The sequence below is a fragment of the Kamptonema sp. UHCC 0994 genome, assembly GCF_029167235.1.
GTDB lineage: Bacteria > Cyanobacteriota > Cyanobacteriia > Cyanobacteriales > Microcoleaceae > Kamptonema.
Map to the genome: position 1 here is coordinate 1 of NZ_JARFTR010000159.1, position 12,342 is coordinate 12,342.

General features: G+C 43.5%; 10 protein-coding genes. 5 read left to right on the forward strand and 5 right to left on the reverse strand.

The annotated features are described in order from the left end of the window. Positions 1-65 precede the first annotated feature (65 nt). Positions 66-1,430 (reverse strand): MATE family efflux transporter, encoded by a 1,365-nt coding sequence (locus PY364_RS14995; protein ID WP_275523675.1) that lies wholly within the window; start codon positions 1,428-1,430, stop codon positions 66-68. Between the two features lie 220 nt (positions 1,431-1,650). Beyond that, on the reverse strand, positions 1,651-1,866 hold the full coding sequence (locus tag PY364_RS15000) for a hypothetical protein (protein ID WP_275523723.1): 216 nt from the start codon (positions 1,864-1,866) through the stop codon (positions 1,651-1,653). A gap of 335 nt (positions 1,867-2,201) precedes the next feature. Between PY364_RS15000 and PY364_RS15005 the strand changes: the two genes are divergently transcribed. The 4 genes from PY364_RS15005 to PY364_RS15020 all read left to right on the forward strand — a co-directional run bounded on the left by PY364_RS15005 (position 2,202) and on the right by PY364_RS15020 (position 7,947). Next, the gene (locus PY364_RS15005; protein ID WP_275523677.1) at positions 2,202-3,767 is read left to right on the forward strand and encodes a sodium:proton antiporter; all 1,566 of its coding nucleotides are present in this window, start codon (positions 2,202-2,204) and stop codon (positions 3,765-3,767) included. Between the two features lie 266 nt (positions 3,768-4,033). After that, a complete protein-coding gene (locus PY364_RS15010) occupies positions 4,034-5,023 on the forward strand; it encodes an ABC transporter substrate-binding protein (RefSeq protein ID WP_275523679.1) in 990 nt (329 codons plus the stop codon). Positions 5,024-5,320: 297 nt separating this feature from the next. After that, on the forward strand, positions 5,321-6,946 hold the full coding sequence (locus tag PY364_RS15015) for a sugar ABC transporter ATP-binding protein (protein WP_275523681.1): 1,626 nt from the start codon (positions 5,321-5,323) through the stop codon (positions 6,944-6,946). Further along, positions 6,943-7,947, forward strand: a complete 1,005-nt coding sequence (locus tag PY364_RS15020) for a ribose ABC transporter permease (RefSeq protein WP_275523683.1) — start codon at positions 6,943-6,945, stop codon at positions 7,945-7,947. The genes PY364_RS15015 and PY364_RS15020 overlap by 4 nt, the downstream gene beginning before the upstream one ends. A 93-nt stretch (positions 7,948-8,040) precedes the next feature. Here the strand turns inward: PY364_RS15020 and PY364_RS15025 are convergent, their stop codons facing one another. Further along, positions 8,041-10,431, reverse strand: coding sequence for a DUF4129 domain-containing transglutaminase family protein (locus PY364_RS15025; RefSeq protein WP_275523685.1), 2,391 nt, complete (start codon positions 10,429-10,431; stop codon positions 8,041-8,043). A gap of 131 nt (positions 10,432-10,562) precedes the next feature. Between PY364_RS15025 and PY364_RS15030 the strand changes: the two genes are divergently transcribed. After that, positions 10,563-11,084 carry a rhodanese-like domain-containing protein gene (locus PY364_RS15030; protein WP_275523687.1) on the forward strand — a complete coding sequence of 174 codons (522 nt, stop codon included), beginning with the start codon at positions 10,563-10,565 and terminating at the stop codon, positions 11,082-11,084. Here the strand turns inward: PY364_RS15030 and PY364_RS15035 are convergent. Together PY364_RS15035 and PY364_RS15040 are read right to left on the reverse strand one after the other, a co-directional pair. Further along, positions 11,056-11,601: a DUF3122 domain-containing protein gene (locus tag PY364_RS15035; RefSeq protein ID WP_275523689.1), complete on the reverse strand. Its 546-nt coding sequence runs from the start codon at positions 11,599-11,601 to the stop codon at positions 11,056-11,058. The two genes, PY364_RS15030 and PY364_RS15035, sit on opposite strands and share 29 nt — an antisense overlap. 209 nt (positions 11,602-11,810) lie before the next feature. Continuing rightward, positions 11,811-12,296 carry a DUF4079 domain-containing protein gene (locus PY364_RS15040; RefSeq protein WP_275523691.1) on the reverse strand — a complete coding sequence of 162 codons (486 nt, stop codon included), beginning with the start codon at positions 12,294-12,296 and terminating at the stop codon, positions 11,811-11,813. Positions 12,297-12,342 lie beyond the last annotated feature (46 nt).

Below are 12,342 nucleotides of genomic sequence, written 5' to 3' on the forward strand. Positions count from 1 at the left end.
GGTAAAGATACCGCCCAGAGGGCGGCGTTACAAACAATAAACAATTAACAACTAACAATTAACTTCTACTTAATTCTCATTGAAACAACAGTGAAACGCCAAGTTAAAGTTATAGAAGCAAAAGCTAATCCTAATACCAAACCTAACCACAAACCTACACCGCCCCAATGTAGTTGGATTCCCAGGATATAACCGCTGAATAACCCTACACACCAGTAGGAAAAAAATCCAATCAACATCGGTACTTTCGTATCTTTCAAACCTCGTAAAGCACCAGCAGCGATTACTTGCATTCCATCGAAAATTTGAAACATTGCTGCAACTCCTAATAAAGAAATAGCAGTTTTAACAACGCTTAAATTTTCAAGATTATTGGTGTCAATATACATGGCAACAATTTTATCAGGAATTGTCCAGAAAATTAGCGCCGTGCAACTCATAAAACAAACACCGATTCCTATTCCTACATATCCCGAAATTCTAGCACCCTCAGCATCATTGCGCCCTATCATTTGCCCAACTCTGATTGTTGTTGCATAGGAAATGCCTACGGGAACCATAAAAGTAATTACTGATGTTTGTAAAGCAATTTGATGAGCAGCTAAAGTAGCTGTTCCCAAATATCCCATTAACAACGCGGTTACTGCGAACAATCCAGTTTCTACTGTAAATAGTATACCAATTGGCCATCCCGTGCGAACAAGTTCCCGAAATAATTTGGCATCAAACTTAAGTAAGGGACGAAAAAGTTGGTAACTTTTCAATTTATGATTGATGAAAATAAAACCTACTGCTGCTGCGAATGTCACCCAAAAAGAAATGGTACTTGCCCAGCCAATTCCAGCTAAGCCGAGTGCAGGAAAACCAAATTTACCAAACATTAGTACATAATTGCCAACAACATTTAGCAATACGCCACTAACTGTAATGATCGTCACAGAATGGGGTTGATTGAGTGCAGAAACAACATTTTTTAATACTGCAAATCCCATCGCCGCCGGAAATCCCCAAACAATAGATCGGAGATAGGTTTCTGCTAAAATAACATTGCTCGGTTCTTGACCCATAAGCATGAGGATAGGGCCAGAGTACCAAAGTAAGATCATAACTGGTATCGAAAGGGCTGTTGATAGCCAAAGTCCTTGACAAGCGAGGTGACTTACGCGGTCAATTTCTCCACTACCAAAAGCTACGGCTACCAGTGCTCCCACAACTGAAATTATCCCTGTAGTAATTAACAGAAAAGTAGAAAAAGAAATTGCACCAAGAGCTCCAGCGGCTAAAGTTTCAGTTCCCAGCCAACCCATCATCAGAGTATCAAAAAAATTGGTAGCTGCTTGGGCTAGTTGGGCGGCGGCTAAGGGAATTGCTAAGTGCAGACAGGCTTTGGCTTCTGATAAAATATCTGATTTGATTAGGGCGCGATTCATTTAAAATAGTGGCAAGAGGAAGAGAAAATAATATAGAGTTTAGATTAAATAATTAATTAGATTGACGCATCACCCAATTGGATGAACTTGTAAGATGAAGTTGGTGAATTTTAATCGGAAAATATTTAAGGTTGCAAAGATTTTGCACTTAGAAAGGTTGCTTCTAAAGATGAAGAGATAAAGTCTTTTCCTTTCTGTCTGTCGTCTTTTACTTAGTCGCTTAGGCCGCTGCGGAGAGTTCGTTAACCATTTTCACACGACCTTTGACCACCGATCGCAGTAAGCGGTTGGCTGCACTTCTGTCATCATCATTTAGGGACTCGTCGAAGGCTGCGGCCATTAAACCGTAGCGATCGGCTAGAGTGAGAACGCCTGTATCGCTTACACAAGCAAGCATTTCAGCGATGGCACCGGGGAGAAGTTGTACTGGAGGCATGGGTTTTTTCCTGAACTCTACTCTTTCATAATCTCCTGTTTCCCAGAAGTGCGAGGTGATTCTTAGGCTGGAGAAGGCGTGATGTTTTGGGTGAAAATGCGCGATCGCAACCGCTTTAAACCTGTGAGAAGATACCATCAGAGTTTGTGAGTCGAGTCACAATCAATAATGGCTAATGGCTAATGGCTAATGGCTAATGGCTAATTGGGCAAAAATGCTTCCCCTCTGCCTTCTGCCTTAGCCTTACCTGCCTCCTGCCTCCTGACTCTTTGGGGAGTAGTCGCCTTGGCTTTGTCGAGGATGTAAGATCGCCTGTAACGTTTACGAGTTAGATTATGGCGATCGAGTCTGCAATCAGTGAAGTGGCAATTGACACTAACCTGAAGCAATTTCTCTTAGTGCTTTCGGTGTCCTTGGGTGTAGCAACGCTTCCTCAGATTTTTAGTTGGTTTCGCCAAATTCCTTATACTTTGCTGCTGGTGATTGTCGGTACTGGATTAGCCTTGGTAGATGTCCGTCTGGTGGATCTATCTCCGGCATTAATTCTGTCTATTTTTCTTCCGCCTCTGTTATTTGAAGCAGCCTGGAACCTTAAATGGTCAGACCTCAAACGGGATTTGTTCCCTATTAGTCTATTTGCGATCGCGGGAGTGGCTGTTTCCATTGCCGGAGTTACCCTGGGATTAAATCAACTCGCAGGAATGTCCCTTACCACTGCTTTGCTAATTGGAGCTAGCTTATCAGCAACCGATCCAGTTTCAGTCACCGCCTTATTTCGAGAATTAGGGGTGGGAAAACGCCTCTCAGTATTGATCGAAGGCGAAAGCTTATTTAACGATGGCATGGCAGTGGTTGCTTTTACCCTTCTTGTGGCCTTACCCCTGGGAACGGCACACCTGGGACTGCAATCGGTGCTAATTCAATTTTTTATAGTTGTGGGAATTGGGATGGCCGTTGGAGGTGTGATTGGCTTCGGCATTTCCTATCTTACCCAACGATTCGATCTGCCTTTGGTTGAGCAATCTTTAACGCTGGTTTCTGCCTATGGGACGTATCTGATTACTGAAGATTTGGGAGGCTCTGGGGTAATTTCAGTGGTGACAGCGGGTTTGATTTTGGGCAACTTTGGCTCTCGGATTGGTATGAACCCTCGCACTCGAATTATTGTGTCGGAGTTTTGGGAGTTTTTAGCTTTTTTTATCAATTCAATCGTCTTTTTGTTGATTGGCGATCAAATTCGCTTTAATACACTGACAAACAATTTGGGTATTATTGCGATCGCTATTGTTGGCATGATTGTGGCACGAGCGATCGCGACTTTTGCCATCAGCGCCTTTTGTAATCGTCTGGCTCATACAAATATCTCTGGCTCTGAGCAGACAGTGCTGTGGTGGGGCGGTCTACGGGGAGCCGTGTCGATCGCACTAGCATTGAGTGTGCCACAGGCGCTACCGGAACGTGAAACTGTGGTTGCGGTGGTTTTTGGTGTGGTGTTGTTTACGCTGCTGGTTCAAGGCTTGACGGTTAAACCTTTACTTAAGTGGCTCAATTTGCTAGGAGATCGACCCTTGCGAGAAGAGTATCTAAAACTCCTTGCCCGTCAGGTAGCGCTCGATCGAGTGTTAACATACTTGCAAACAGACAATAAACGGGGTATCGATCCAGAATTTTATCGCTATCAGGAAGCGTTAATTAAGGGTGAAATCGAAAGCTTAAAAACAGAAGTTGAAAAGTTGCAAGATCGACATCCTAATTTACAGGATTTTATCATTGAACAACTGTGCGGAGAAATGTTGGCCATTGAAGCAGATACTTACGCAGAGTTTGTACGATCTGGTCGATTAAATCAAGAATTAGCTCCTCTGCTACCAGAAGTGTTGCAGGGTGAGTCAGAAGGATAATCTTCAAGTTATAAGGGTTTGATGTAGCTGTTCACCCCGATCGAAACCACAAACGCTAATCCGCCGCTGGAGTTTCACTAACAGCAAGAAACTCCAGCTCTGACAAGTAAAAATACTTAATAAGTTTATTACGTAAGATTGAATAGTTTCCGGCAATTTGCAACGAAACTTAATCTAATCTCCGATAAAACTCTGATTGAATTGATACAATCTATCTCAAGATAGATATAAAAGCAGCTTTTAAATTTCTAGAATAGAAATTATTAATGGAGTTTGAGGTGAAACAAGTAGCGATCACCTTTAGTCTTTTTAGTCTAGTAAGTTGCACTCTTGTGAGTTGCACGACAGATACCCCCAATACTCAAAGCGGCAAACAAGAAAGTTCTGAACTTTCATCCGTTGCAGTAGCAGTTCGCGATCTCGGCAACCCTTTCTTCGTACAAGTTGGTAAGGGTGCAGAAGCGGAAGCAAAGAAACTTGGCGGTCAAAATATAAGAACAACTCTTGTTTCCAGTGGCGACGACTTAAATCAGCAATTCAACCAAATCGAAAACTTTATTGCCTCAAAAGTCAGCATTATCATACTCAATGCTGCTGACAGTAAAGGGATTGCTCCCGCTGTAGAAAAAGCTAAGCAAGCAGGAATTCCAATAGTTGCAGTTGATACCGCTGCTGATGGAGGAGTTGATGCGACAGTTACTTCAAATAACATCCAAGCTGGGGAAGTAAGCTGTCAATATATTGCCGATCGTTTAAAAGGTCAAGGTAGTGTTGTAATTATCAACGGGCCTCCTGTTGCTTCAGTGATTGAACGAGTCCAAGGATGTGAGAAAGTATTCTCTAAATATCCAGGGATTAAGCTTCTTTCACAAACTCAAAATGCAGAAGGTAGCCGCGATGGTGGGTTGAGAGTTATGAGCGATTTACTGACTTCCTTCCCCAAAATTGATGCTGTTTTTGCAATTAATGACCCCTGTGCCATTGGCGCAGAGTTAGCTGCTAAACAAGCACAAAGAGACGAATTTTTTATTGTTGGTGTTGATGGCGCACCTGAAGCTTTAGATGCGCTCAAACAGAACAATAGTCTATTTGTGGCTACAGCAGCTCAAGATCCATTTCGCATGGCAGCTAAGGCTGTTGAGGTCGGAAATGATATTCTGAAAGGAAAGAAGCCTGCGGAAACAACAATTCTAATTCCAGTCAAACTGATTACTCGTGAAAACGTTAACGAGCATAAAGGTTGGACAAGTGAATAAATTTTAGGGGCGAAGGATTTGCGATCAGATTCTATCTATTTATACGAGAGATTTTAAGCGCAAATGCTTCGCCCCTGGGATATATAGCAACCGCCAAGGCGATTAATTAGGACTGATTACGTAACGCCGCCCTCTGGGCGGTGCCCTAACCGCCTAGAAGGCGGCGTTACGTAACTTCTCAAACAAATAAAGTCGTCCTAACCGTCTTGGCGGCTGCTATATGTACAAAATCGGAAGGCTCCCTTTCAGATTGCGTAATACTATTAAAAAGTATTACATAAAATTGGAGGAATTTTGATGGTAAATATCTCGGAATCACCTAGGGAAACCAAACCAATCTTAGAAATGCAAGGCATTACAAAAACCTTTAACGGATTCAATGCTTTGCAGAATGTAAATCTGACAATTTATCCAGGGGAAGTTCACGCCCTAATGGGTGAAAATGGTGCCGGCAAGAGTACGCTGATGAAAATTCTAGCGGGAGCTTATATAGCCGATGAGGGAGAAATCAGAATTAATGGCCAAGCTATTAAAATGACGAACCCCAGTCAAGCTAGAGAGTTGGGGATAGCTATTATTTATCAAGAACTTAATCTCGCCCCCAATTTGACAGTTGCCGAAAACATTTTTATGGGGAGTGAACTCACAAAAGGAGGTGCACTAATCGATCAAAATGCAATGCGAAGTAAGGCATCTGAGGTACTAGAAAACCTCGATGCCAGTTTTGATGCTGGAGACTTGGTTTCAACACTTTCAATTGCCGAACAGCAGCAAGTTGAGATCGCCAGAGCACTCAAAGATCAAAGCCGCATTCTAGTCATGGATGAGCCAACAGCAGCGCTGTCAGACCGTGAGACAGAAAAGCTCTTTGAAATAGTTCACCGCTTGCGAAATGAAGGGATAGCTATTATTTATATTAGCCATAGGATGGAAGAAATTTATGCCCTTGCCGATCGCGTTAGTGTAATCCGAGATGGTGGCTATATTGGCTCTCTGGAAAAGAGCGAAATTTCCGCAGAACGCCTAGTAGAAATGATGGTGGGTCGTCCTTTACAGGATTTATACGAACATAAACGTCAAACAAATCCTGGCTCAGTTGTGCTGGAAGTAACAAATTTAAGTGATGGGCGGAAAAAGGTAAAGTCTGCGAGTTTTAAACTTCATGCTGGCGAAATCGTTGGTTTAGCTGGCTTAGTTGGTGCTGGTAGAACTGAGCTTGCTCGTCTGATTTTTGGGGCCGATCCAAAAATCAGCGGGGAAATTAAATTAGAAGGTCGTCCTCTCAATATCTCCGAGCCAAGTAATGCCATTAAATCAGGAATTGCTTATGTGCCAGAGGATATTAAAGAGCAGCATCCATTGAACATTTCTAGCCCCGATGATGCCATTGAAGCTGGCATTGCCTATGTACCGGAAGACCGCAAAAATTTAGGTCTATTTCTAGAAATGAGTTCGGGTGAAAATATCACTTTGAATGTGCTCGATCGAGAAGCAAAAGCTGGGATTATTAACTCAAAATCTCTGGCTCAAGTTGTGACTGATGCCATTCAAAACTTAGGGATTCGTCTTGCTAGTCCCAGCATTAGAGCAATGGATTTATCTGGAGGAAATCAACAAAAATTATTGTTAGCCCGTTGGTTGGCAATTAACCCCAAGGTACTTTTATTAGATGAACCAACGCGAGGCGTAGATATTGGGGCAAAAAGCGAAATTTATCGCATTATTAGCGATTTGGCAACAAATGGTGTCGCCATTTTGATGATTTCCAGCGAGTTGCCGGAAATTGTGGGAATGAGCGATCGCGTTTTAGTAATGCGGGCCGGAAGCTTAGTTGGTGAAGTGGGCGGCTCGACTGGGGAAAAGATTACACAAGAGAACATTATGGCTTATGCCACTGGGGCAAAAGGAGTATCAAAATCATGAGTCAAACGCAAGCAAAAATCACCAGTAATTCAAGCAAAGATCGCTCTAGGGCGAGTAAAGCTCAAGCTTGGAGAAATTTTATTCAGGTGGCTGGTATCCTGCCGATTTTGGTTGGCATCTGTATAATTTTTTCAATTGTTACACCCAACTTTCTTTCCCTAGGAAATCTGATTAATGTCATTCGGCAAGCATCGATTAATATTGTGCTAGCTACGGGGATGACCTTTGTAATTTTGACTGGAGGAATTGACCTTTCAGTGGGGTCAATTTTGGGCGTGACAGCGGTTGTCGGGGTGTTAGTATCGTTAATTCCCGGTGCAGGTTTGCTGGCCGTACCCGCTGCCTTATTAGCAGGAGCCGGTTTAGGATTGCTTAATGGCTCATTAATTGCTTATTTAGGTTTGCCTCCCTTCATCGTTACCCTAGGTTCTTATACTGCTTTGCGAGGGGTTGCCTATTTAGTAGCTAATGGCACTACAGTTATTAATCGCAATCTAAATTTTGCCTGGGTAGGTAACAATTATTTGGGGCCGCTTCCTTGGTTGGTTATCATTGCTTTTCTGGCAGTATTAGTGAGTTGGTTTGTATTAAGACGGACTGTTCTTGGCAGACATATTTACGCTGTGGGTGGTAATGCACGGGCCGCGAGACTAACAGGAATTAAGGTAAATCGGGTACTGTTATTTGTCTATGGCGTGAGTGGGTTACTGTCTGGTTTAGGCGGTATTATGAGCGCGTCGCGCCTTTACAGTGCGACTGGGATGTTAGGACAAGGTTACGAACTAGATGCGATCGCTGCTGTTATCTTGGGAGGAACGAGTTTCACGGGTGGGATTGGTACTATCTGGGGTACTTTATTGGGTGCTTTAATTATTGCCCTACTCAATAATGGATTAACCCTGATGAATGTATCGTTTTTCTGGCAGTTAGTTGTTAAGGGTTTGGTGATTATTATCGCCGTGACTATTGACAAACTTCGTACTCGTTCTAGCTTTGCATAAGAGTGAAAAAAGGTAATTATACCAACTCTGAGAAGTAAGAAAGAAGTGATGTTAGTGTAGGTTGGGTTACGCTTCGCTGCACCCAACCTTTTTTCACCCATTGCTATTATTACCTCGAAACTTAATCGAATTAAAACTCCGCCTCAAATTCTCCACCAATTGCCGCAACTGCGCTAAATTTCCCACCTCACCACCATAGCGCCAGCGCACATAAGCCTGAGAAACTTCCTCAATTACTTCCACTTCATCAACACCTAAATGTTGGCGCATATCTCGCGCGTATTCTAAAGGCGTTTGATCTCGACGTTTAACAAATCCTTTCCTGGCTAAATCCTTCAACATTTCCTGATAGATTCCCTCCACTGGTGGCAATTTCTTCAACCAGCGACGGTAACGCCAATTTCGCCAAGTTTGCCACAGCAACCAACCAATAAAACCACAACCAATTCCTACAATCAACCCTGTAAATAACCCCACCCAACCTTTAGCAAATAATGCTAAAAACCAACTAATTGCTATTACTAACCAGGCAACAACAAAACCAATAACTGTATTTAATAAACCCGTTACTGGTGTCGGCAACCAACCTGCAACCCACTTCCAAAAAGCCTGCAAGGCGCTAAAAGTTTGATTATCTTCAATCGATTGTGGATAAAGCGGATATCCGGGAACTGGGTTAAACGGAAACCAGCCATACTTAGGAAAATACACCTCAGTCATTAAATAGGCATCAGTGTTTTTGACGATATATAAACCCGTAAACGGATTGAATTCTCCCGGATCGAAACCGCCAACTACTCGCGCGGGAATCCCCACCGATCGCAACATAATTGTCATCACGCTAGCAAAATGGTCTGGATAGCCGCCAGTAATTTTATTCCCAGCGGGACTGTCTTTATATCCAAATAGAAACGCCTCGACTAAATCTTCATCTTCCCGTAAAAATGGCGGTTCTTTTTGCAGCTTGTAATTGGGATTTTGCTTTAAATATTGAGCCAAATACAAGGCTTTTTCATAAGCTGAATTAATCGGCTTATCAGACTTCGCAACTCTAGTTCTAGCGGCTAATATGTCCTCAGTTACTCGGCGCACTTTATCTTTAATTTGCGGAGGAACTTGTAGATAATAATTCTTAATGGTTTTAAGATAATCAGTACCCGCTTTTCCTAACAAATTGCGATCGCGATAGGGAACCTCAGAAATCACTGTGTAAGTCAGTCCCTCCCGCAATTCCAAAGGCGATCGCAATGTCCCCTCTGGATCGACGGCTACATCCTGCGTCGGAAAGTAAAGTTCCTTCGGTTGATCCAAAGCAGGAATCAAGTTAGGCATCTGAGAAACCATTGTATAACTCTGAATCACCTCTCTAGTGCGGTTCAAAGTCCGCATCCAATTAAGATAAAATTGGTAAGACCAAGAAGGTCGATTCAGGGTTAGGGCCTTGTCATTGCGGGAAATCTCCCAACCTTGACCAGTGTAGCGATCGAAGGCCAAGACTCGCCAAAAACCTGCGGCTTGCGATCGCACTCTCATTACCACTTGGGGTTTCATTTCTCCCCGCAAGTTTTGGTTAATTTTAGTATTAAAACCGTAATAAAAAGTATCGTTTAATTTCCCCGGCCCTGTCTCTGGATTGCGGCCGCTACCTCCCCCAGAACCCTCACTATTACCACCTCTAACATAGCCGGGATTCGTAATACTGCGACCGTCAAATTGTCCCTGGTATTCAATGGGCACACTTACTGGAAAAGTCCGCAACTGATAGCCAGGAAAGCGGGGCAAAAATGCAAAAATACCCAATCCTAAGCCAACAATTACTAATAATAGCAGCCCAAAACGTTTGGGAGATAAAGCCTCGCCAAATTCCCACAAGTTGCGCTTTTTGTCTTTTCCTTCTTCCTTCTTCCTTTTTCCTACTTCCTTTAAAATTCCTAAACGCGATCGATAATCGAGTACCAAAGTCGGAATCGCGATCGCCAAAAATAGTAACAGCAACGGCGCAAATGTCAACTCTTGGCTGAGAGTACCCGCCACTCCCAACAAAATCAGCCCAATCACCATCGAATAGCCTAAATCTTTGCGCTGCGGCAAGTCAAAACTGTGGAGCACTTGGAGTTGAATTAACAACTTAGCCAGAATCAGGCGGGTGTCATTCAACTCCCCTACCAAACTGAGAAGAAAGGCAAACAAAGCCAGCAACATTCCGATTGCCAGACAGAATTTAACTGGGATATTGCGATCGCGCCGACTAAACCAACTCCAAGTCGCGCCCACAATACTCAGAGGGACAGCCCAGAGGCTAATCGCCACCTCCCCTTCCCCCACCCCAGCCGCCACATCTGTAGCGATAATCCCGACTGTCACCAGCGCTTGTACCAGTACCCGCAGCAGGATCGATTCCTCAGTCTTCGGCTGTGGCATCGTCTCAAACCACTGCCAAAGCTGACTGAAAAAAGGTAAATTTCGCCGTTTGTCCGCAGTCATTGGCTAGCTCTTAGTTAGTGTATACTAAAAGTTTAGCTCAAAGCTGCAATCTGTAAAGAAGAAGTCAAAATTTTAAATTTTAAATTTTGACTTCTGAGCAAGCCCTTGAAAATCCATTTCTGGAGAAATATATGATATTTAAGAAACCAATTCAGACTTTATTACTGGGATTTGTTATATGGTTTTGCCTCTTGGTTAGTATTGGGCAAAACCCGGTCGTAGCAGCAACTCTTACGGAGGCTGGATCGACATCTCAACAAAGGATACAAACTCTGCCTGAAAAAACGGTCAATCTGGAATTGGGAGTTGATAGCTTTCTCACGTCGATTCCATCAGGCTATTACACGATTGCTAATGTTGCAGGATTGAAAAGCCTGTTAGAGAACCCTCAAACCGTGTTGGTAGATGTGCGAGAATCCTCTGAGTATCTGTTGGGACATATACCTAATGCAATCAATATTCCGCTCCGAACCTTGAGTCATAATCTGGATAAAATCGGGCGCGATCGCCCTGTGGTTTTGTACTGTTCAACGGGCTACCGATCGGGAATGGGGGTGATGACGTTACACCTGTTGGGCTACGACAATGTTCAAGGTTTTCCACCTAGCTTTGCAGGCTGGAAAGCTACAGGAGAAGCGATCGCCATTCTTTAATTAGGGCAGGTGAAACATTGAGGTGGATTTCCGTGCTATTGAGGGTTGGAAGCTTTAAGAGTAAAGGCACAGTTGGCTCTAGCTGTGTCAAGATACTCCCCAACTCATACTGTCCTACGTTGGGTTCTAAGTGGGCTGCATCGGTAAAGATTTGTTGGGACACATCGGTTGCTGTCCATGTTTTGTTCAACGAGTTTGTGAGGATGAGCGAACGAGTGCGATCGAATTCTGCAATTCCTGGAAAACTGACGAGACGCAAATAAATATTAGCAGTACCATCTGGTCGAATACGTTTGAAAGCGATCGCTTGCCAGCTATTTCCATGTCGATCCTTGAGCGTTTGGCGAGACTGGTATACCATTTGCCCTGGTGATTCTTCCAATTGGCGAATACCAGCAGCATGAGCGGGGAAAATAACAAGCCCTAAATTCAATGCCCACGCTAGCATTAGGAGCATGAATACGAGGGCAATAAACTGATGTAATTTTTGAATAGGTTCCTGACTCTTCTTCAGCATGAGGTTCTCCTGATTAATTTAACGTTATAGCAACCTTCTCGGCGGTTAGGACGTTCTGAATTCCTGAAACTATTGATTGATTCTATTCCCTTCTTCCCTGAGCATCGTAGCCCCTATCCCCTAGCCCCTAGCCATAAGTGCGATCGCAGGTTGACAAATAATTCCCTGAGCTGCCGATAGAATTCTTTGTCCAAGAAATTGAATACTAATTACCCCGCAGCAGGCCCATTCATCGAACTCAAAATCTTCTGTACAATTTGCACCCCTGTTACAGCTTGCCAACCAAACAATCCCAGCAGAATTATGTTCAGCGAAATGTGAAGGTTGCGAACCCAATCATGCTTCTGCATAAAGGGAACCAACGCAGCAGAAGTAGAAATTAACCCCACCATTCCTAAGCCTGCAAATAAATGAGGGCCGATCGCAATTTTGCCACTATTAAGGTAGGTAACAGTCATTCCCCCGATCGCCCCAATTACCATCAATGCTAGGAGGATAGAGCCAATTTGGTGATGGCGGATAGCAAACCGACCTTTAACCATTTCTTTCTTGATATCTCCGTCTGCCAGCCTCGTCCGCCGAACTTGCACGCCTAGATACATTGCATAGAGCGCAACGACCAGCAAGAGCCACATGGTAATGGGGTGAAAAAAGCTCAGATAGGGCTTGAGAGCCGCTAAATTTTCCAAATTCATACGGTTATATCCAAAGTTTTCGTATCTATTAAATCTATTTAACTAT